General features: G+C 64.9%; 16 protein-coding genes. 6 read left to right on the forward strand and 10 right to left on the reverse strand.

Annotated features, from left to right (window positions below):
* Nucleotides 1-86: 86 nt before the first annotated feature.
* A complete protein-coding gene (locus ASD04_RS09275) occupies nucleotides 87-647 on the reverse strand; it encodes an ActR/PrrA/RegA family redox response regulator transcription factor (protein WP_056255671.1) in 561 nt (186 codons plus the stop codon).
* A gap of 45 nt (nucleotides 648-692) precedes the next feature.
* Nucleotides 693-2009, reverse strand: coding sequence for an ActS/PrrB/RegB family redox-sensitive histidine kinase (locus ASD04_RS09280; RefSeq protein WP_244488291.1), 1317 nt, complete (start codon nucleotides 2007-2009; stop codon nucleotides 693-695).
* A gap of 146 nt (nucleotides 2010-2155) precedes the next feature.
* Here ASD04_RS09280 and ASD04_RS09285 point away from each other — a divergent pair, with 146 nt between their 5' ends.
* Both ASD04_RS09285 and ASD04_RS09290 read left to right on the forward strand, forming a co-directional pair.
* Nucleotides 2156-2644, forward strand: a complete 489-nt coding sequence (locus ASD04_RS09285) for a DUF2852 domain-containing protein (RefSeq protein WP_082531118.1) — start codon at nucleotides 2156-2158, stop codon at nucleotides 2642-2644.
* A 297-nt stretch (nucleotides 2645-2941) separates the two neighbouring features.
* Nucleotides 2942-3679, forward strand: coding sequence for a SprT family zinc-dependent metalloprotease (locus ASD04_RS09290; RefSeq protein ID WP_056255674.1), 738 nt, complete (start codon nucleotides 2942-2944; stop codon nucleotides 3677-3679).
* Between the two features lie 196 nt (nucleotides 3680-3875).
* On the opposite strand, the gene ASD04_RS09295 is transcribed toward ASD04_RS09290, so the two are convergent.
* Nucleotides 3876-6554, reverse strand: coding sequence for a PBP1A family penicillin-binding protein (locus tag ASD04_RS09295; protein ID WP_056255676.1), 2679 nt, complete (start codon nucleotides 6552-6554; stop codon nucleotides 3876-3878).
* A gap of 363 nt (nucleotides 6555-6917) precedes the next feature.
* Here ASD04_RS09295 and ASD04_RS09300 point away from each other — a divergent pair, with 363 nt between their 5' ends.
* On the forward strand, nucleotides 6918-7376 hold the full coding sequence (locus ASD04_RS09300; RefSeq protein WP_056255677.1) for a hypothetical protein: 459 nt from the start codon (nucleotides 6918-6920) through the stop codon (nucleotides 7374-7376).
* Here ASD04_RS09300 and ASD04_RS09305 read toward each other — a convergent pair.
* Complete coding sequence (locus ASD04_RS09305; RefSeq protein WP_056255679.1) at nucleotides 7373-8395, reverse strand: LLM class flavin-dependent oxidoreductase; 1023 nt, start codon at nucleotides 8393-8395, stop codon at nucleotides 7373-7375. The two genes, ASD04_RS09300 and ASD04_RS09305, sit on opposite strands and share 4 nt — an antisense overlap.
* A gap of 191 nt (nucleotides 8396-8586) precedes the next feature.
* Between ASD04_RS09305 and ASD04_RS09310 the strand changes: the two genes are divergently transcribed.
* Nucleotides 8587-8790, forward strand: a complete 204-nt coding sequence (locus ASD04_RS09310; protein WP_056255681.1) for a CsbD family protein — start codon at nucleotides 8587-8589, stop codon at nucleotides 8788-8790.
* A 195-nt stretch (nucleotides 8791-8985) separates the two neighbouring features.
* On the opposite strand, the gene gyrB is transcribed toward ASD04_RS09310, so the two are convergent.
* The 6 genes from gyrB to mutM form a co-directional block, all read right to left on the reverse strand.
* Nucleotides 8986-11412: a DNA topoisomerase (ATP-hydrolyzing) subunit B gene (gyrB, locus tag ASD04_RS09315; protein ID WP_056255682.1), complete on the reverse strand. Its 2427-nt coding sequence runs from the start codon at nucleotides 11410-11412 to the stop codon at nucleotides 8986-8988.
* A gap of 160 nt (nucleotides 11413-11572) precedes the next feature.
* Nucleotides 11573-12682 (reverse strand): DNA replication/repair protein RecF, encoded by a 1110-nt coding sequence (gene recF, locus ASD04_RS09320; RefSeq protein ID WP_056255684.1) that lies wholly within the window; start codon nucleotides 12680-12682, stop codon nucleotides 11573-11575.
* Nucleotides 12683-12870: 188 nt separating this feature from the next.
* Nucleotides 12871-13992, reverse strand: coding sequence for a DNA polymerase III subunit beta (gene dnaN, locus ASD04_RS09325; RefSeq protein WP_056255686.1), 1122 nt, complete (start codon nucleotides 13990-13992; stop codon nucleotides 12871-12873).
* Between the two features lie 302 nt (nucleotides 13993-14294).
* On the reverse strand, nucleotides 14295-15749 hold the full coding sequence (gene dnaA / locus ASD04_RS09330) for a chromosomal replication initiator protein DnaA (protein ID WP_056255688.1): 1455 nt from the start codon (nucleotides 15747-15749) through the stop codon (nucleotides 14295-14297).
* A 920-nt stretch (nucleotides 15750-16669) separates the two neighbouring features.
* On the reverse strand, nucleotides 16670-16936 hold the full coding sequence (gene rpsT, locus ASD04_RS09335; RefSeq protein WP_056255689.1) for a 30S ribosomal protein S20: 267 nt from the start codon (nucleotides 16934-16936) through the stop codon (nucleotides 16670-16672).
* Between the two features lie 168 nt (nucleotides 16937-17104).
* On the reverse strand, nucleotides 17105-17992 hold the full coding sequence (gene mutM / locus ASD04_RS09340; RefSeq protein ID WP_056255691.1) for a bifunctional DNA-formamidopyrimidine glycosylase/DNA-(apurinic or apyrimidinic site) lyase: 888 nt from the start codon (nucleotides 17990-17992) through the stop codon (nucleotides 17105-17107).
* A 108-nt stretch (nucleotides 17993-18100) separates the two neighbouring features.
* Between mutM and ubiE the strand changes: the two genes are divergently transcribed.
* Both ubiE and ubiB read left to right on the forward strand, forming a co-directional pair.
* A complete protein-coding gene (gene ubiE, locus ASD04_RS09345; protein WP_056255693.1) occupies nucleotides 18101-18865 on the forward strand; it encodes a bifunctional demethylmenaquinone methyltransferase/2-methoxy-6-polyprenyl-1,4-benzoquinol methylase UbiE in 765 nt (254 codons plus the stop codon).
* Nucleotides 18866-18929: 64 nt separating this feature from the next.
* A complete protein-coding gene (gene ubiB, locus ASD04_RS09350) occupies nucleotides 18930-20486 on the forward strand; it encodes a 2-polyprenylphenol 6-hydroxylase (protein ID WP_056255695.1) in 1557 nt (518 codons plus the stop codon).
* Nucleotides 20487-20518 lie beyond the last annotated feature (32 nt).

Below are 20518 nucleotides of genomic sequence, written 5' to 3' on the forward strand. Positions count from 1 at the left end.
GGCCGGAGACTAAGCCGACCCGCTCGGCAATGTCGAGGCGGGATATCACCTCGCCCCTGAGAGGGTCGCAGACATGGGAAGTCGCGTCAGCGCGGGGCGCGCTTGGCCAGGATGCGCTGCAGCGTGCGCCGGTGCATGTTGAGCCGCCGCGCCGTCTCGGACACGTTGCGGTCGCACAGCTCATAGACGCGCTGGATATGTTCCCAGCGCACCCGGTCGGCAGACATCGGGTTTTCCGGCGGCTCGGGCTTGTCCTCGCCGGTGGCGAGCAGGGCGTTGATGACGTCGTCGGCATCGGCGGGCTTGGAAAGATAGTCCACCGCGCCCAGCTTCACCGCCGTCACCGCCGTCGCGATATTGCCATAGCCGGTCAGCACCACGGCGCGCGCATCGGGGCGCCTGGTGTGGAGGGCCGACACCACGTCGAGGCCGTTGCCATCCTCGAGCCGCAGGTCGACCACGGCATAGGCCGGCGGCTTTTCCGCCACCGCCGCGAGGCCGTCGGCCACCGTGCCGGCAATGCGGACATCGAAGCCCCGCCGCGCCATGGCGCGCTCAAGGCGCGAAAGGAAAGCCGCGTCGTCATCGACAAGCAGCAGGCTGGGGTCACTGGCCAGGAGATCTTCGATCGTGCTCATGACTGTCATTTAGGGGGTTGGCGACAAAAGGTCAAAATATGGCTGGGGTATCCGCTATCCCTGCGCCTCCACCGCACTCCTTGGCCAAACAATCCGAACCCTTGCGTGACCCTCGGCCGCGATATTTTCGAAGGCCAGCCGGCCGCCGGTGCGTTCCAGCAGCGTCTTGGCGATGAAGACGCCCAGTCCCAGCCCGCCGGGCTTGTTGGCGTCGGGGCCCTGCGGGTCGCGCGGGCGGCTGGTGAGATAGGGCTCGCCCAGCCGGGCGATCAGCTCGGGCGCGAAGCCCGGCCCGTCGTCGGTGATCGAGACCGAGACCGCGTCGCGGTCCCATGCCGCCTCTACCCGCACCGAACTGCGGGCGAAGTCGGCGGCATTCTCGATGAGATTGCCCAGCCCATAGAGCAGGCCGACGCTGCGCTGGAACACCGGGGCCGGCCCGGCCGCCTGTTCGTAATAGAACAATATCGCCTTGCCGCGCCCTTCATGGGGCCGCGCCACTTCGGCCAGCAGGTCGGTCAGCGGCACGGCGGCAAAGGGGTCACCGCCATCGCTGCCCAGGTTCCTGAGCTTGGCCAGGATCGCCCGGCAGCGTGCCGCCTGCGCGATGATCAGCTCCACGTCATCGGCCAGATCGCTGCCCGGCTCGGCCTCGGCCCGCATTTCCTTGGCGGCCAGGGCAATGGTGGAAAGCGGCGTGCCCAGTTCATGGGCCGCGGCCGCCGCCATGCCATCCAGCGCCGACAGCTGCTCCTTGCGCGACAGCGCCAGTTCGGTCGCGGCCAGGGCGTCGGCGATCTGGCGGGCGTCGTGAGCCACGCGGTTGGTATAGGCCGAGATGAATACCACGCCGCAGACGATGGAAACCCAGATGCCGATGACATAGATGCGGTTGAAGACGATGCGCTCGCCGGGGCTCCAGGGCAAAGGCAGGTGCCAGACCGACAGGAGGGAGGCGATCACCGCCGCCAGCAGTGCGATGAGGAATGTCGCCCGCTGCGGCAGCGTCGTCGCCGATACCGAAACCGGGGCCAGCAGCAGCAGCGAGAACGGATTCTGCAACCCGCCGGTCAGCGCCAGCAGGCCGCCGAGCTGGCAGAGGTCGAATGCCACCTGGCTGGCGGCCGAGAGCGAACTGGGCCGGTGCGATACGCCCAGCTTCAACACCAGCCACAGATTGACCGCGGCCGAGAGCCCGATCAGCACGAAACATTCGAGCAGCGGCAGCGGGAAGCCGAGCCCGAAGGCCACGAACAGCACGCCGATGGCCTGGCCACCCACCGCCAGCCAGCGCAAAAGCACCAGGGTTTGCAGGCGCAGGGGCCGCCAGGTCGAGGGTAAAGGCAGGCCATCGGCCTGGGTCATGGTCATATCGCGGCCCTTCCGGGGCAAAAACCGGTCGCCCCATAGTGAGGCAAAAACTTCATTTCAAGGCCCAAAAACCCATGGGCACAGCATTGATCCCGCTCCGGCACGGGCCACGTAAGGGTCATCGTGACTGGGAGAATGAAACCGAAATGACCACAGCAATCATCAAACCTCAATGGTCCCCGCTGACCATCGCCCTCATGGTTATGGGCTTTATCCTGTTCTGGCCGATCGGCCTGGCCGTCCTGGGCTACATCCTCTGGGGTGAAAAGTTCGGCGGCTCGTCCGAGAAGGCCCAGGCCTACTGGAACAAGGGCCGCGACTGGTGCGCCCCCAACCGCCACCGTCACCACGGCTGGCACAACCACCGGAGCTACGGCATGAATTCGAGCGGCAATGCAGCCTTTGACGACTATCGCGCCGAACAGCTCAAGCGCCTCGAAGAAGAACGCGCCCGCCTCGACGCCGAGATCGACGCCTTCCACGAATACATGGCCAACCTCAACAAGGCCAAGGATCGCGAAGAGTTCGATCGCTTCATGAACGAACGCCGCGGCTCGCGCCAGGGCTATGACCAGCCCAAGCCGGAGCAGAATAACGGCGACCAGAACAACAATGGCTGGGGCAACAATACCTGAGCCTGACCCATCCCTCCTGAAGCCGGTCGTTTCCCGACGACTGAACTGGCGCCCCAACGGGGCGCCATTTTTGTTTACTCTTCCCCTCTCCCCTTGAGGGAGAGGGACGACCTGACGCGCGTTCAGCGGAAGGTCAGGGTGAGGGGTGCTGCGTTCAGGTACGCCAGACGCCAAGGAAGAGACCCCTCATCCGCCCTTCGGGCACCCTCTCCCACAAGGGGCGAGGGGGATCCGGTGCCCGGGGGAGTCACCGACGCAAATTCCCGCTATCATCCCCCCGCGATTCCCCGAGCCCAGATGAACCTTTTCTTCCGCGCCAAAGCCAAAATCCCCGCCAGCACCACCATCGAGATCGATGGCGCGCCGGTCACGGTCACCGTGCGCGTCAATGCGCGGGCGCGCAGCTATCGGCTGTCCATTCCCCATAGCGGGGGGCCGCTGCTGACCCTGCCGCCGCATGGCAAATGGGTCGAGGCCGAGGCCTTCCTCGCCCGCCACCGCAACTGGCTGGCCGCCCGCATCCGCCGCGCGCCCGAAGCCACCAGCTTTGCCGATGGCGGCACCGTGCCGTTGCGCGGCGTGGACCACCGCATCGTCGGCACGGGCCGCGTCCGCGGGCGGGTGGAGGTGGCCGAGATGGACGGGGAAACCGTGGTACTGGTGCCCGGCGATATCGCGCATCAGGCCCGGCGGCTGACCGACTGGCTCAAGGAGCAGGCGCAGGCCGATCTCGCCGCCCGCACCGCCATTCACGCGGCCCGGCTGGGTGTCACCGTCAAGAGCGTGCGCATGCGCAGCCAGTCGAGCCGCTGGGGCTCCTGCTCGTCATCGGGCAATATCAACTACAACTGGCGCCTGGTGCTGGCGCCGCCCTTCGTGCTCGACTATGTCGCCGCCCACGAAGTGGCGCATCTGGTCGAGATGAACCACTCCGCCGCCTTCTGGGCCACGGTCAAGCGCACCCTGCCCGACATGGAAAAAGGGCGCGCCTGGCTCAAGGCGCATGGGCGGCAGCTGATGGTCTATAGGGGATGAGCTCTTCCTATTCCTCTCCCCGTCGGGGAGAGGTGGCCCGGCGCAGCCGGGTCGGTGAGCGAGGATCGGCCTATCCAGACGGCTTGGCCAGCCCCCTCATCCGGCGCGGAGCCTGTCCTCGTGCGCGAAGCGACACGGGGGCGCCACCTTCTCCCCGACGGGGAGAAGAACAAGGGCCAAGGAGAGGCAAGAAAGCCTAATTCTCGCCGCTGCCGAAGATCAGGTCCATCAGCGTGCGCTGGCGCTGCGGCTCCTGGTAGACCGGCTGGCCGACACCGGCCGGGGGCTGCATCTGGGCCGGGGCGCCCGGCACCCAGACTTGCTGGCCGGTGGCAGGATCGACCACCAGCACCATGGGCTGGCCGGTTTCGGGATCGATCGGCGCCTGGGCAATGCCATTGGTCTGCTGCTGCAAGGGATAGCCGGTGACCGGATCGATGGCCTGGGCCGGCGCGCCGACCACCTGGCCCACCGGCATGCCGGTCGCCGGATCGATCTGGGTGCCATTGGCATCCACCAGCATGCCGCCGGTATTGTTGACGGGCATGCCCGTGGCCGGGTCGATCTGGGCCCCCACCACCATGCCGGTCGCCGGATCGACCATCTGCCCGGTCTGGATGGGCTGGTTGGCGGCCTGCGCGGCCGCGGCCGGCACATATTGGCCCGTCGCCGGATCGAGCTGCATCAGCTGCCCGGTGGTGGGGTCGGTGGTGGTCTGTACCGGCTGGCCGGTGCCGGCATTGACATATTGGGTCATGGGCTGGCCCGTCGCCGGGTCGATCGCCACCTGCCCGGTGGCCGGGTCGATCACCTGCTGGGCGACCAGCTGGCCATCATAGCTGCCGCCCGGAATTGGGGCGATGGACTTGCCGGCATGGGCCTTGGTCATGAATTGCGACCAGATCGCCGCCGGCACATTGCCGCCCGACAGGGTCGTCTTGGTGTCGTCGTCATTGCCCAGCCACACCCCGGTCACCATGGCCGAGGTATAGCCGATAAACAGCGCGTCGCGGGCATTCTGGCTGGTGCCGGTCTTGCCGCCAAATTCCCAACCGCCCACATTGGCGCTCCTGCCGGTTCCCACCTCGACGGCGGTTTCCAGCATGTCGTTCATCTCGGCCAGGATATTGGGCGCGACGACGCGGCCGGGGCCGGCATCGGAGGCCTGGTAGAGCACTTCGCCATCCTTGGCGGTGATCGAGGTGATGACATTGGGGATCACCCCCATGCCGCCATTGGCGAAGGGCGCGTAAGCGCTGGTCAGCTCGAGCAGGTTCACTTCCTGGGTACCCAGGGCGATAGACGGCACCGGCGTCAGCGGCGAGGAAATGCCCATGCGGGTAGCCACGTCGATCACCGCCTGCGGGGTGACGTCGATGGCAAGGCGCGCCGCAATGGTATTGAGCGAATAGGCCAGCCCCTGCCGCAAAGTCACCGTGCCGGCATATTTGCCCGAGGCATTGCGCGGGCTCCAGCCGTTATAATCGAACTGGGCATCCTCGGCCAAGGTCTCGGGCGTATAGCCCTTTTCCATGGCGGCCATGTAGACGAAGGGCTTGAAGGTCGAGCCGGGCTGGCGCTTGGCGGTGACGGCGCGGTTATACTGGCTGGTCTGGTAATCGACGCCGCCCACCATGGCGCGCACCGTGCCATCGACGTCCATGGCCACCAGGGCACCCTGGCTGAAGCCGCGCTTGGGGCCTTCGGAGGCCACCAGTTCCTTGACGATGAACTCGGCGTCCTTCTGCATCTTCCAGTCGATGGTGGTCTGCACCACCACGTCGCTTTCGATCTCGCCGATATAGGCGGTCATCAGGCTTTCGACCCAGTCGGCGACATAGGATTCCGAGCCTGCCACGCGGGTCCGCACCGTCTGGTTGGGGTCGATCTGGGCCGCCTCGGCCTCTTCGGGCGTGATATAGCCGTCGCGCGCCATGGCGTTGAGCGACAGGCGCTGCCGCTCGATGGCGCGTTCCGGATAGGACTTGGGATTATAGGCCGATGGCGCCGGCAGGATGCCGGCCAGCATGGCGGCCTGGCCCAGCGACAGGTTGCGCGCCGAAACGCCGAAATAGGTCTGCGCCGCCGCCTCGATGCCGGTGGCCCCGGCGCCGAAATAGACGCGGTTCATATAGAGTTCGAGGATTTCTTCCTTGGTGTAGTTCTGCTCCAGCCACACCGCCAGGATGGCTTCCTGCACCTTGCGGCCCAGGGTCTGGTCCGGGGTAAGGAACAGGTTCTTGGCCACCTGCTGGGTAATGGTGGAGGCGCCGCGGGTCACGCCGCGCGCCTGCACCATTTCGATGGCCACCGAAACCAGGCCCAGCGGGTCGACGCCGAAATGGCTCATATAGCGGCGGTCTTCGCTGGCAATGATGGCCGCGGGCACATAATAGGGCAATTCGCGATAGGTCACCGCCTCGCCGCCGGTCTGGCCGCGATTGGAGATCAGGCTGCCATCGGCGGCGAGAATGCGGATATTGGGCGGCCGCTCGGGAATGGCCCAGGTGTCGGACGAGGGCAGCTGCGCCCCGTAATAGACCACGATGCCGATGGCGGCGATACCGCCCCACAGGCACGCGACGAACCCCCACCACAAGAGGCCCATGAGGAAGCCGCCGGTGCGCGAGCGCTTCTTTTTGGCCGCCGGCTGGGCCTTGCCGCGGCGCGGTTGCCTGGGGGGCTTGGGCGGTTTGCCGCCGCCATTGCCGCCTGCGGGACGTTCATCGGCTACGGAAAATGGCATGGACTGACCCAGAGTGGGCTCCACGCGACCACTATCGCCTCCCTTGCCGCCGCGCGCTTTGGGCTGGGGCTTGCTGCCTCCGGCCTTCTGGTTGCCAACGCGGTCATCGGCGGAAATGCGAAAATCCATCAAGCGGGACCCTGAAACTGGTGCCTTTGACCTGCTTCTACCCTGTTCGCGCCAGATGGGAAACAAGAGGTTAGCAAGCGGTTAAGAGCGGTCCGACCGGCTCATGGGATTGTCTGTTGGGCAGCAGCATCCCTGCCGCTGCGCTTTCCCACGCGATCACGCAATTCTTCTGTTGGTCAATTGTGGCCGGTTTATGTGGGATTTTGCGGCTTTGCCGCGGTGTTGCGGGGGTGTCACAGCATTGTTCCCGTGCCACGGACGGGCTATGTGCCCGCACCAACCCGAAAGCCCGCCATGTTCCGACGTCTCCTCCCGCTCCTTTTCGCGCTCCTCGCCAGCCCTGCCCTGGCGCAGGAGTAGGCCATGCTCGATCGGGCGCTCGACGCGGCCATCGCCACGTTCGAGGCGGCCAGGCCGCATCTGGGTCCGAGCGAAATGGGCGTCGATGTCGCTGCCTATCGCGATGCGCTGACCTTGCAGCGCTTCGCTTCCGCCCATTGGGGCGGGGCGGTCAAGGTCGACATTGCCATCCGCGAGACGCGGACGGGTTCCTGCGCGCGCTTTGCCGCCTTCATGCGCATCCCGCCGGAGAATGGCACGGTGCGCCTGGTGCTCTGCCCGCAATTCTTCTCCGATGGCGCCGATGACCTGCGGACGCTGACCCTGCTGCATGAAATGGTTCACGCCGTCGCCGGGCCCGACGAATGCCAGGCCATGGCCTTCGCCGCCAGGGTGGAGCAGGCTGCGATGGGTCGGTTTACCCCGGTCGACGCCTATTGGCAGGCCAATGGCTGCACCGGCTCGGGCTATGCCCTGCCCTAACGCCAGCCCAGTTCCGGCGCCACCAGCTTGAGAATGCTCTCGATGACATGGGCGTTGTAGTCCACGCCCAGCTGGTTCGGCACGGTCAGCAGCAGCGTATCGGCTTCGGCAATGGCCTCGTCGGCCGCCAGTTCCCTGATCAGCTGTTCCGGCTCGGCGGCATAGCCGCGGCCGAACACGGCGCGCTTTTCCGGCTCGATATATCCGAAGCTGTCCTCCTCGCGCCCGCCGCCGCCGAAATAGGCGCGGTCCATGTCGTTGACCAGCGCGAAGATCGAGCGGCTGACCGAAACGCGGGCCTCGCGCGCATGCCCGGCCTCCTTCCAGGCCGACTTATACGCCCGGATCTGCTCGGCCTGCTGGATATGGAACGGCTTGCCGCTCTCGTCGAATTTGAGTGTCGAGCTTTGCAGGTGCATGCCGAGCTTTGCCGCCCAGACGGCGGTGGCGTCGGTTGCCGCGCCCCACCAGATGCGCTCGCGCAGGCCTTCCGAATGGGGTTCGAGCCTGAGCATGCCCGGCGGGTTGGGGAACATCGGCCGCGGATTGGGCTGGGCGAAGCCGTGGCCCTTGAGCACTTCGAGCAGCACTTCGGTCTGTTCGCGCGCCATGTCGGCATCGGTCTTGCCCTCGGCTGGGGCGTAGCCGAAATAGCGATAGCCATCAATCACCTGCTCGGGCGAACCGCGGCTGATGCCCAGTTGCAGCCTGCCGCCGGCAATCAGGTCGGCCGCGCCGGCATCCTCGGCCATGTAGAGCGGATTTTCGTAACGCATGTCGATGACGGCGGTGCCGATCTCGATCTTGCGGGTCCTGGCGCCGATGGCCGCCAGCAGCGGAAAGGGCGACGCGAGTTGGCGGGCGAAATGATGCACGCGGAAATAGGCGCCGTCGGCCCCCAGCTCCTCGGCCGCCACGGCCAGGTCGATCGATTGCAGCAGCGCATCGCTGGCCGAGCGCGTCTGCGACTGCGGCGAGGGCGACCAATGCCCGAAGGAAAGAAAGCCGATCTTTTTCATGGGAGATGCCTCGCGGGGACAATGCCGTAATGACCAAGCCTAGCTAAGCCGACTTGGCAGTCAAACCAAGCCGGTTCTGCGCAACGCATTGTTCAAGCGCATGAACACCCAGACGCCGGCCGTCTCAATCACCGTGGAACGCTGGCGGCTCTAAACCGTTGAGATAACACACTTTGATAAGGAGATTCACGATGGACTGGAACCGCGTTGAAGGTAGCTGGAAGCAGATTTCGGGCAAGGTGAAGGAACAATGGGGCAAGCTCACCGACGACGATATCGCCCAGATCAACGGCAACCGCGAACAGCTCGAGGGCAAGATTCAGGAGCGCTACGGCAAGGCCAAGGACGAGGTTCGCAAGGACATCGACGACTGGTATGGCCGCCAGCGCTGGTAGGTTCTGCCGACAAAACAAAGCCCGGCGGTTCGCCGGGCTTTTTCTATTCGGCGGCGTGGTAATATTCCGCCGAAGGCCGGATCACCCGCTACCGCGCCGGCGGTGGCCTGAAAATCTTCATCCTGTCGCAGGGTCTCCAGCGTGCGCGGCCCAGGCCGCTCGCCCGGCCAATCCGCGAATGCAAAGGCATGGTCCTCAAACGTCCAGGTTGCTCACGCTCAGGGCGTTGTCCTGGATGAACTCCCGCCTTGGTTCCACCAGGTCGCCCATCAGGGCGGTGAAGATCTGGTCGGCTTCGTCGGTCTGGTCGATTTCGACCTTGAGCAGGGTGCGCGCATTGGGGTCGAGCGTGGTTTCCCAGAGCTGGGAGGCGTTCATTTCGCCCAGGCCCTTGTAGCGCTGCAGGCTGACACCCTTGCGGCCGGCATCGGTCACCGCCTTGAACAGGCTCGACGGGCCATAGATATTGATGGTCTCGCCCTTGCGGGTCAGCGTCGGGACGCCGCCATAAATCTCGTCGAGCCGCTCGGCCAGCTGGCGCAGCTTGCGGGCATCGGCGCTCTGCAGCAGCGGCTTGTCGAGCAGGTGCCGCTCGGCCACGCCGCGCACGGTGCGCGAGAAGGCCAGTTCATCGCCGTCGGTGATCTCGCCGGTCCAGCCCTGCTCCCACTCGTCGGAAATGCGATCGAGGCGATTGCCGACACGCTTGAGCACGTCTGCCATCTTGTCGGCATCGGTCATGCCCTCGGGATCGAGACCGCCGACAATGGCAGCCTGCTCGACCAGATTCCTGTTGTAGCGCGTGTTGAGGTTTTCGATGGCGGCAACGATGGAGCGGGATTGCTGCACGATGGCCTGCAGGTCCGGGCCGGCATGCTGGTGGCCGTCGCGCGTGGTGAAGACCGCGTCTTCCAGGCCCGCCGCGATCAGATAGTCGGCCAGCGCATCCTCGTCCTTGAGATACTGCTCGGACTTGCCGCGCATGGCTTTGTAGAGCGGCGGCTGGGCGATGTAGATATGGCCGCGCTCGATCAGCTCGGGCGTCTGCCGATAAAAGAAGGTCAGCAGCAAGGTGCGGATATGGGCGCCGTCCACGTCGGCGTCGGTCATGATGATGATCTTGTGGTAGCGCAGCTTGTCGGCGTTGAACTCCTCGCGGCCGATGCCGGTGCCGAGCGCGGTGATCAGCGTGCCGACCTGGTCGGACGAGATCATGCGGTCGAAGCGCGCGCGCTCGACGTTGAGGATCTTGCCGCGCAAGGGCAACACCGCCTGGTTGGAGCGGTCGCGCCCCTGCTTGGCCGAGCCACCGGCGGAGTCGCCTTCGACGATGAAAATCTCGGACTTGGCCGGGTCGCGCTCCTGGCAGTCGGCGAGCTTGCCGGGCAGGGAGGAGATTTCGAGCGCGCCCTTGCGGCGGGTCAGCTCGCGCGCCTTGCGGGCAGCTTCGCGCGCCGCGGCGGCCTCGGCCACCTTGCCGACGATAATCCGCGCCTCGGTCGGGTGCTCCTCGAACCACTGGCCGAGCTTGTCGTTGACGATATTCTCGACCACCGGCCGCACTTCGGAGGAGACCAGCTTGTCCTTGGTCTGCGAACTGAATTTTGGGTCCGGAACCTTGACCGAGAGCACGCAGGTCAGCCCTTCGCGCGTGTCGTCACCGGTCAGCGTCACCTTTTCCTTCTTGGAAATCCCCGAGCTTTCGGCATAGCCGATCACCTGGCGCGTCAGCGCGCCGCGCAGGCCGGCCAGATGGGTGCCGCCATCACGCTGCGGGATGTTATTGGTGAAGCACAGCACATTCTCGTGGTAGCTGTCGTTCCACTGCAGGGCCACTTCGACGGTGATGCCGTCCTTCTCCGATATCATGGTGATCGGCCGGTCCACCACCGGGGCCTTGGACTTGTCGAGATAATTGACGAAGGCTTCGAGCCCCCCCTCGTAGAACAGGTCGATATCGACCGGCTCGGTGTGGCGGCGGTCGGCCAGGAGGATATGGACGCCGGAATTGAGGAAGGCGAGCTCGCGCAGGCGATGCTCCAGCGTCTTGAAATCGAACTCGACCATGGTGAAGGTCTCGGTCGAGGGCATGAAGCTGACCTCGGTGCCGTTGCGGCCTTCATAAGTGCCGGTAACCCTGAGCGGCGCATCGGCCTCGCCATGGGTGAAGCTCATCTCGTGGATTTCGCCGCCGCTGCGAATCTTGAGCTTCAGCCAGACCGAAAGCGCGTTGACGACGGAAACGCCCACGCCATGCAGGCCCCCGGAAACCTTATAGGAATTCTGGTCGAACTTACCGCCGGCATGCAGCTGGGTCATGATGACCTCGGCGGCGGAAACGCCCTCTTCCTTGTGGATGCCGGTGGGAATGCCGCGGCCGTTATCGGTCACGGTGACCGAGCCATCGGCATTGAGCGTCACCGTCACCAGGTCCGCATGGCCCGCCAGCGCCTCGTCGATGGCATTGTCCACCACCTCGTAGACCATGTGATGCAGGCCCGAACCGTCATCCGTATCGCCGATATACATGCCGGGGCGCTTGCGCACCGCATCGAGGCCCTTGAGCACCTTGATGCTGTCGGCGCTATATTCGTTCGGGACGGGATTTTCGCTATCGGTCATGGGGTCCGAATCAGTCGTTTTCGAGTTGGTTTCGTTCTAGCGGAACAGGGGTATATCCCCAAGCAAAATGGCCGTTTGAAGGGCGTTTGCGGGGGATGAAAGAGGCCGCCACGGCCCTATTCTCCTCCCCATCGGGGAGAAGAATAAAAACGGGGCTCGTTCACCCCTTCGACACGCGCCCGTCACGCACCGTCACCATCTGCGCGCGGCTGCCCAAGGCCTCGAACAGCAGGCGATCCGTGCCGGTGAGAAAACACTGCGTCCCCAGCCCATCCAGCGCCGAAAACAGCGCCCTGCGGCGGTCGGGATCGAGATGGGCGGCTATTTCGTCGAGCAGCAGGAAGGGCGTGATGGATGTCCTGAGCTTCACCAGCCTTGCATGCGCCAGGATCAGCCCGATGAGCAGCGCTTTCTGTTCGCCGGTCGAGCCCAAAGCGGCCGGCATGGCCTTCTGGGCATAGGTCACGTCGAGATCCACTCTGTGTGGTCCTGATATGGTGCGTCCGGCGGCGCGATCAACCCCGCGCGTGCCCCGCCAGCGGGCGACCAGCGCGGTTTCGAGGGCCGCCGAGGAGGCCGGTTCCGCCCCGTCCTCGAACAGCGGCGTCAGCGCCAGATGAGCCGCCGGAAAGCTCTCGTCGTCGAGGCTCTGCTCGATGAGTGCCTGCAGATGGGTGAGGCTGTCCATGCGCGCCAGGTGGATCGACGCGCCCAGTTCGGCCATCTGGCTTTCGATGGCATCGAGCCAGGTCGCATCGCCATTGTCTTCCAATAGCCGGTTGCGCTGCCGCATGGCCTTTTCATAATCGCCGACCGATGCCGAATGACTGGGGATCAGCGTGGTCACCAGCCGGTCGAGAAAGCGCCGCCGGTCCCCCGCCGGGCCCGAAAACAGGCCATCCATCGCTGGCGTCAGCCACAGCACGCGGAGATAATCGCTCATCGCCTCGATGGAGCGGGCATTGGCCCCATTGATGCGCACCCGCCGCCCGCCATCGGGCGCAGCGCCGGTGCCGATATCGGCGGGGCCATCATCGGTCTCGACCGTCGCCGCCACGGCCCAGCCGATATCGGAGCCATGCGCCTGCAGCGTCTCGAAGCTCGCCCCGCGCAGGCCGCGGCCGGGCGACAGCACGGAGATGGCTTCGAGCAGGTTGGTCTTGCCCGATCCATTGGGCCCGGTGAGCACGACGTGCCGGGAATCGAGATCAAGCGCCGCCGCGGTGTAGTTGCGGAAAGCGGTGAGGCGGATGCGGGAGAGGTGGCGCATATTCAGGCTCCCACCGGATCACCCCTCTCCCCTTGCGGGAGAGGGTGGTTTTTCGCGTTCAGCGAAAAACCGGGTGAGGGGTCCTGCGCCATCCCATGCTTCAATGCTTGCGGATGGCTCAGCGCCCCCTCATCCGCCCTTCGGGCACCTTCTCCCACGAGGGGAGAAGGGAAGAGAGGAACGAGCATCTAGACGCGCATCGGCATCAGCACATAGAGCGCCCGCGTCTCGCCATCGTCGCGCACCAGGGTCGGCGAGCCAGCGTCGTTGAACATGAAGACCGCATTGTCCGAGCGGATCTGTCCGATGATATCGAGCAGGTAGCGGGCATTGAAACCGATCTCGAAACCGTCGGTATCGAAATCCACCGCCAGCTCCTCGCTAGCCGTGCCGTGGTCGGGATTGGTCACGGACAGTTCCAGCAGGCCATTGCTGGCCTGCAGCTTGACGGCCTTGCCGCCGCGATCCGAGGCAATGGTCGAGACGCGATCGACGGCGGTGGCAAAGCTCGCCCGGTCGACATTCATCTGCTTGTCGTTGTTCTTGGGCGTCACCCGGTCGTAATCGGGGAAAGTGCCTTCGATGAGCTTGCTGAGCAGCACCACCGAACCCACGGTGAAGCGGATCTTGGTATCGGAAACCTCCACCGAAACGTCGCCCTCGGCGCCGTCGAGCAGCTTCTGCACTTCGCCCACGGTCTTCTTGGGCACGATGATGCCCGGCATGCCCTTGGCGCCCGCCGGCGCCTCTATTTCGGCGCGGGCCATGCGGTGACCATCGGTGGCCACGGCGCGCAACACGGTGCCGGCATTGCTCACATCGACGGTATGGAAATAGATGCCGTTGAGATAGTAGCGCGTCTCTTCATTGCTGATGGCGAACTGGGTCCGCTCGATCAGCTCGCGCAGGGCCGAGGCAGGCAGGGTGAATTCGTGGCCGAAGCTGCCCGACTTGAGATCGGGGAAGCTGTCGGGGCTCAAACAGGCCAGGTTGAAGCGCGAGCGGCCGGAGGTGAGAACCATGTTCTCGCCGCCATCGGTTTCCAGCCGCACTTCGGCGCCATCGCTGAGCTTGCGCACGATTTCGTAGAGCGTATGGGCCGGAACGGTGGTGGTGCCCGAGGTCGAGACCATGGCCGGCACGCTTTCGGTCACCTCGATATCGAGGTCGGTGGCGCGCAATTCGACCTTGTCGTCGCTGGCCTTGAACAGCACGTTGGCCAGGATCGGGTAGGTATTGCGCCGCTCCACCACCCGATGCACATGGCCCAGCGACTTGAGCAGATGATTGCGTTCGAGCGTGACTTTCATTCGGGCACTTCCTGGCGGTACGCGGACGGCAAAAGCCCCGGCGAACCGGGGCTTGGACATTTACAATTTGTGACCGCAAAGGCAAGGGCGAGAGCCCGATTGCCAACGCTTTACACAAGCATGCCTTGTTCGTCTCGGAGCGTGGGCTCCCTCTCCCCTGAGGGGAGAGGGTGGGGTGAGGGGTTCAGTGCTGATGAAAGGCGCAATGACCGCTGCTGCGCTGAACCCCTCACCCGACCCTTCGGGTCGACCTCTCCCCTCAGGGGAGAGGTAACGTCCGCTTCGCTCCCGGAATGGGATCCCTATTCTTCGAGCATGCGCTTCAGCAGTTCGATCTCCTGCGCCAGTTCCACGTCATCCTTGATCATCTGCTCGACCTTGCGGACCGAGTGGAGAACGGTGGTGTGGTCGCGGCCGCCGAAGCGCCGGCCGATTTCCGGCAGCGAACGGCTCGTCAGCGCCTTGGCCAGGAACATGGCGATCTGGCGCGGACGCACCACGTCGCGGCTGCGGCGCGCCGACAGCAATTCGTTGCGCGGCACCTTGTAGTGGCGCGAGACGATCTTGAGGATGTCCTCGATGCGAACGCGGCGGGCTTCGCGCGAGCGGATCAGGTCGCCCAGCGTCTTTTCGGCCAGCGGCACGGTGATGAGTTCGCCGGTCAACTGGTTGGCGGCCACCAGCCGGTTGACGGCACCGTCGAGGTCGCGGCCATGGCTCACCACGGCGCGGGCGACATAGTCGATGACAGGGGCAGGGAAATGCATGCCATAGCGGGCGGCCGACTGTTCGGCGCGGCGCTGCACGATGGCCTTGCGCAGGTCGAGGTCGAAGCCCGAGATCGGCACCACCAGGCCACCCGACAAGCGGGAGCGGATGCGCTCGTCGAGCATTTCGAGATCGCGCGGCGGCGCATCGCCGGCCACCACGACCTGCTTGGCGCCGGTCAGCAGCGTGCCCAGCGTGTGGCCGAATTCGGTGGCCGACTTGCCCTGCAGGAACTGCATGTCGTCGATCAGCAGGAGATCGACCCGGCGCAGCCAGTCCTTGAAGCCGAGCGCCGACTGGCGCTGCACGGCGGCAATGAAGTGGTACATGAAATGGTCGGCGGTGAGATAGACGATGTTCTTGGTCGGATCGGCCTGCTGCACCTGATGGGCGATGGCGTTGAGCAGGTGCGACTTGCCCAGGCCCACCGTGGAATGGATATAGACCGGGTTGAAGCTCACCGTATTGTTGGTAACGGCCTGGGCGATCTGCTTGGCGACGCCGAGGGCCATTTCATTGGCCGAGCCGCCGACGAAACTGTCGAAGGTCATGCGCGGATCGATGGCGCTGCCAGCCAGGGCGTCGCCCTTGGCGGCGGAATTGTCGCGCACCAGGCGCGGCTGGTGCATCGGCGCGGGGGCGGCGGTCACCGAAGGGGCGGCGGCTTCGCTGGGCGAGGCGGGCTCGGCATGGGGCTGGGCCAGGCGGGGGCGGGCCTGGCCGTTGACGCGCAGGGTCACCTGGATGCGGGCCACCTCTTCGGCATCCTGCCGGAAGGCTTCCAGGATCCGGTCGGCATAGTTGGACTGGACCCAGGAACAGAGGAACCGCGTGGGGGCCGACAGATGCACCACGTCCTCGACCATTTCCTCAAGCTCGAGGCGGGCGAACCAGGAGGTAAACACATCCTCGCCGACGCCGGTCTTGAGGCGGGCGCGCACCCGGTTCCAGAGTTCGCGCTGACCTTCGGAGGTGTCGGAGGTGGTCATGACAGGTTTTTCGCCTTTGGTGATCGGGAGAGAGGAAGAGGAATTGGGCTGAGCCCGATCGTCCCTTCCGGCAGTGACCTGTCGCATCATCGTGAAGTGCCCCATTTCTGTTCGATCCGTCCGGCCCGCAAAGCGCGTACGGCTGTCTGCCCTGTTGAACCGCGTCCCCGGACCCTGCAGTCCATCGGCCATGGCTTCGCCACCACGCCCGATTGAGACGGGCGCATTTTCTGTCCGGCGGGAAAGCCACCGGCTTCAAAACTCGTTCCTGTCGTGAACCCGGCCTATGCGGCCGAAGGCTTTACTGAAATCCGCCGATCCTGATCGGACCGGAAGCCAAACTCGCTACCAACACAACCCTTACCGGAATGAAACGCCTAACGACATCAACTGCCGAGAAGCTGAAAACCAACGCCCCGAAAAATGACCCCGCCAGTCACTGCCGGACACTCGTTTCTGGTGTCCATTTTCGCGCTGGCCAGATTACTGTAGAGGGACGATTTTGGGGCTGCAACCGTGGAATCTGCAAAATGGGGGCTTGACTCCGAGGATGTCATTTTCGGTTGCCCGGCCCCGCCAAAGTCCCTCAAACCAAGGGCCTGTGACTCAACGCAGATTCCAAACCTTAGCCCTCGCCACGCAGTAAAAATATTATTTCGGCAGCGGCCTGACTTTACCGTAAGACACCGTCCCGCAATGCCCGGAAGAAGCTGCAACAAACCGCTAAGCGACTGAAACTTCTGGCAAAACGTCCATTTCCCTCATCTGGGCGATCCAGTCACCCGGCTGTCACGCCGATGACACGGAGCATTCCATTCGGAAAATACTTGCCCGTCTACCATACAAAGAAAAAGGGCTCCCAGGGGAGCCCGAATTTCCTGGCCGTGGCCGCGCTTTAAAGGCGCCGCGGCGAACCCGGATCAGACGCTGAGCGCCTTGACCCGGTTATTGAGGCGGCTGACCTTGCGGGCGGCCAGGTTGGCATGGACGATGCCCTTGGTCGCGGCGCGGTTGATCTCGGGCTCGGCAGCCTTGAGGGCTTCCATGGCAACCTTGTGATCGCCGGCCACGATGGCTTCCTCGACCTTGCGGATGAAGGTGCGCACGCGCGAACGACGCGACTTGTTGACCGCGGTGCGGGCTTCGATCTTGCGGGTAGCCTTCTTGGCTGACGGCGTATTGGCCATAACGGTCCTCTTGGCGTCCAACCGGCCGCTTGCACGCGTGTCGCGCAGCAGTCGTCCGGCATGAAATGAAATCGGCGGCTTTCGACTGCCGCCAAGTTGGCCGGTCTATAGGGGAAAGGCGGGGAAGCGTCAACTGGATTCAGGGGGTGGCAATGCCGCCAAAGCCGCTCAAGGCGCCTTCTGGCAGACGGGGCAGAAAAACGTCGAGCGCCCCGACTGCACGATCCTTTGCACCGTCCCGGTGCACATCGGGGTCGGGCAGGGCTCGCCTTCCCGGTCATAGACGGCAAACCGGTGCTGGAAATAGCCCGAGCCGCCCTCGGCATTGCGGAAGTCGCGCAGGGTCGAGCCGCCCACCTCGATGGCCTCGGTCAGCACCCGGCGCACCGCATGGGCCAAGTCCTCCAGCGCCGGCTTGGGCGCGCCCTTTGCCGTCACCAGCGTCCCCGCCAATATGGTGGGCAGGATATGGCTGCGGTGCAAAGCCTCGGCAACATAGATATTGCCCAGCCCCGCCACCACGCGCTGGTCGAGCAAAGCCGCCTTGATCGGGGCCTTCTTGCCCTTGAAGGCAGCGGCCATCTCCCCGGCATTGAAGTCATTGCCCAGCGGCTCGGGCCCGAGGTCTTTGAGATAGGGACTGTCCGCCACGTCATCATAGAGATCGATAAAGCCGAAGCGGCGCGGATCGGCATAGATCAGGTGGCTCTTGCCGTGTTCGGGGTGGGTGATGTCCCACACCATATGGTCGTGTTTGGGCTCGGTGCCCGGCTCGTAATAGCGCGGCGGCTTGTCGATGCCATGCTCGGCAAAGCGCCAAGAGCCAGTCATGCCCAGATGGCTCAGCACGGTCTTGCCGCTGGAGAGGGCCACAAGAAGATATTTGGCCCGCCGGCCCACCGAGACGATGGACTGCCCCTCCAGCGCCTCGGCCAGTCCCGCGGGAAAGGGAAAGCGCAGATCCTTGCGGTTGAGCGTCACGTGATCGATGCGCGCCCCGACCAGCCAGGGCTCGAGACCACGGCGGACGGTTTCGACCTCGGGCAGTTCGGGCATTTTTTGTCTCTTTACCTGTGCGGCTTTGCACCATGGGCAACCGCCATGGCCTTATATATACCGTCAATACGAAACGTATTGCTCTATCCGGAACGGATTGACCCAGCCATGACCGACGCGCAGGAAACCACCCATTTCGGCGAACAGACCGTGGCGATGGGCGACAAGCAGGGCCTGGTCAACAAGGTCTTCCACGACGTGGCGGATCGCTACGACCTGATGAACGACCTGATGAGCGCCGGCATCCACCGCATCTGGAAGGATGGCCTGGTCAACGAACTGGCCGCGCCCAGGACCGGCTCGCGCCCCTACCGGGTGCTCGACATGGCCGGCGGCACCGGCGACATCGCCGAGCGCATCATCAATGCTTCGGTCGGCTATGCCGAAGTCGTGGTGTCCGACATCAATGCCGACATGCTGCGCGTCGGCGCCGAACGCGCCAAGTCCTGGCGCTATCCGGCGCAGGCGAGCTTCGTCGAAGCCAATGCGGAGGAACTGCCCTTCGCGGATAACAGCTTTGACGCCTATACGATCGCCTTCGGCATCCGCAACGTGCCGCGCGTTCAAAAGGCGCTCAACGAGGCCCATCGCGTGCTCAAGCGCGGCGGCCGCATCCTCGTGCTCGAATTTTCCCAGGTCGACGTGCCGGGGTTCGACACGGTCTACAAGCTCTATTCCGACCGCGTCATCCCACCCATGGGCAGGCTGGTGACCGGCGATGCCCAGCCCTACCAGTATTTCGTGGAATCGATCCGCAAATTCCCCAATCCGCAGGCCTTCTCCGCCATGCTGGCCACGGCCGGCTTCAGCAGGGTCAAGCACACGCCCTTCACCGGCAATATCGCCACACTGTTCTCGGGGTGGAAGATTTGATCGGGCGACGACTTCGCCTTGCCAAGCCCGACCTCTCCCCCGAAGGGAGAGGTAAGGAAGAAACATGATCCTCTCCGCCTATTTCCGCCTGTTCCGGGCCGGCTATGTCCTGGCCCGCGAAGGCGCGCTGTCCATTCCCGGCGAGCTTCCCCCGGCCCTCGCGCCGCTGCGCTTCGGCATCTGGCTCGGGCGGCTGGTGGAGCGCCCCAGCGTGCGCAGGACCGGGCATGTGGAACGCCTCAACAAGGCGCTCAACCGGCTGGGCCCGACCTATGTGAAATTCGGCCAGACACTGGCGACCCGCCCCGATGTGGTCGGCGCCCAGATCGCCAATGACCTCTCGGGCCTCCAGGACAAGATGGAGCCGTTCGACCCGGCCCTGGTCCCCGCCATTCTCGCCGCCGCTTTGGGCGACAGGGCGGCCGAACTCACCGAGCTTTCCCCGCCCGTCGCCGCCGCCTCCATCGCCCAGGTGCACAAGGCGCGGCTCAAGCCGGCCAGCGGCCTGCCCCGGACCGTGGCGGTCAAAATCCTCCGCCCCGGCGTCGAGGCCCGCTTCATGGCCGATATCGAGAGCTTCTATGCCGCGGCGCGCCTGGCCGAAGGGCTGGTGCGCTCGACGCGCCGGCTGCGCCCCACCGAAGTCGTCGAAACCCTCGACCGCTCTGCCCGGCTCGAACTCGATCTGCGGCTCGAAGCCGCCGCCATTTCCGAAATGGCCGAGAATATCAAGGACGATACCGGCTTCGTCATTCCCACCGTGAGCTGGGACCATGTCGCCCAGAATGTACTGACCACGAGCTGGGTCGACGGCATCCCCATCCGCGAGCATGCGGCGCTCGACGCAGCGGGCGTCGATCGCAAGGCGCTGGCATCAAAGCTGCTGCAGAGCTTCCTGCGGCATGCCATCCGCGACGGCTTCTTTCACGCCGACATGCATCCGGGCAATCTCTTCGCCGATCCGAAAACCGGCGACGTCATCGCCGTCGATTTCGGCATTATGGGCCGCATCAACCGCAAGGAACGGCGGTTCCTTGCCGATATCCTCTACGGCTTCATCACCCGCAATTATCGCCTGGTGGCCGAGCGGCATTTCGACATCGGCTATGTCCCCGGGGATCAGTCGGTCGACGACTTCGCCCTGGCCATCCGCTCCATCGGCGAGCCGCTGCATGGCCGCACCGCGTCGGATATTTCCATGGCCAAGGTGCTGGGTCAGCTCTTCACCATCACCGACCTGTTCGACATGCAGACCCGCCCCGAGCTGGTGCTGCTGCAGAAATCCATGGTGCTGGTGGAGGGCGTGGCCCGCGCGCTCGATCCCGATCTCGATATCTGGACCGTGGCCGAGCCGGTGGTGGGCGACTGGCTGCGCAAGGAAGCCGGGCCGCTCGGGCGCCTGGAAGACTTCAAGGATCATTTCAAGGTCATTGCTGAAGCGGCGGGCCGCCTGCCGGTTATCGCCGCGCAGGCCGAACTGGCTTTGGCCGATTACCATGCCGGCAAGCTGACGCCGCGCCGCGATCGCCTGCTGCGCTGGGCGCTGCTGGGGCTGATCGGGGTGACCGGGCTCGCCATGCTGGCTTTGCTCTATCGGCTGGTCACCCTGTCATCCTGGTAAGCCGCTTGCCGATTCAATGACTTAACCCTAGA

The organism is Devosia sp. Root436, from assembly GCF_001426345.1.
Classification (GTDB): Bacteria; Pseudomonadota; Alphaproteobacteria; order Rhizobiales; family Devosiaceae; genus Devosia.

What these genes read in the sequence shown, in the direction of transcription:
- ASD04_RS09275 (WP_056255671.1), bottom strand. Translation starts at nt 647, where the DNA reads ATGACAGTCATGAGCACGATCGAAGATCTCCTGGCCAGTGACCCCAGC.
- ASD04_RS09280 (WP_244488291.1), bottom strand. Translation starts at nt 2,009, where the DNA reads ATGACCATGACCCAGGCCGATGGCCTGCCTTTACCCTCGACCTGGCGG.
- ASD04_RS09285 (WP_082531118.1), top strand. Translation starts at nt 2,156, where the DNA reads ATGACCACAGCAATCATCAAACCTCAATGGTCCCCGCTGACCATCGCC.
- ASD04_RS09290 (WP_056255674.1), top strand. Translation starts at nt 2,942, where the DNA reads ATGAACCTTTTCTTCCGCGCCAAAGCCAAAATCCCCGCCAGCACCACC.
- ASD04_RS09295 (WP_056255676.1), bottom strand. Translation starts at nt 6,554, where the DNA reads ATGGATTTTCGCATTTCCGCCGATGACCGCGTTGGCAACCAGAAGGCC.
- ASD04_RS09300 (WP_056255677.1), top strand. Translation starts at nt 6,918, where the DNA reads ATGCTCGATCGGGCGCTCGACGCGGCCATCGCCACGTTCGAGGCGGCC.
- ASD04_RS09305 (WP_056255679.1), bottom strand. Translation starts at nt 8,395, where the DNA reads ATGAAAAAGATCGGCTTTCTTTCCTTCGGGCATTGGTCGCCCTCGCCG.
- ASD04_RS09310 (WP_056255681.1), top strand. Translation starts at nt 8,587, where the DNA reads ATGGACTGGAACCGCGTTGAAGGTAGCTGGAAGCAGATTTCGGGCAAG.
- gyrB (WP_056255682.1), bottom strand. Translation starts at nt 11,412, where the DNA reads ATGACCGATAGCGAAAATCCCGTCCCGAACGAATATAGCGCCGACAGC.
- recF (WP_056255684.1), bottom strand. Translation starts at nt 12,682, where the DNA reads ATGCGCCACCTCTCCCGCATCCGCCTCACCGCTTTCCGCAACTACACC.
- dnaN (WP_056255686.1), bottom strand. Translation starts at nt 13,992, where the DNA reads ATGAAAGTCACGCTCGAACGCAATCATCTGCTCAAGTCGCTGGGCCAT.
- dnaA (WP_056255688.1), bottom strand. Translation starts at nt 15,749, where the DNA reads ATGACCACCTCCGACACCTCCGAAGGTCAGCGCGAACTCTGGAACCGG.
- rpsT (WP_056255689.1), bottom strand. Translation starts at nt 16,936, where the DNA reads ATGGCCAATACGCCGTCAGCCAAGAAGGCTACCCGCAAGATCGAAGCC.
- mutM (WP_056255691.1), bottom strand. Translation starts at nt 17,992, where the DNA reads ATGCCCGAACTGCCCGAGGTCGAAACCGTCCGCCGTGGTCTCGAGCCC.
- ubiE (WP_056255693.1), top strand. Translation starts at nt 18,101, where the DNA reads ATGACCGACGCGCAGGAAACCACCCATTTCGGCGAACAGACCGTGGCG.
- ubiB (WP_056255695.1), top strand. Translation starts at nt 18,930, where the DNA reads ATGATCCTCTCCGCCTATTTCCGCCTGTTCCGGGCCGGCTATGTCCTG.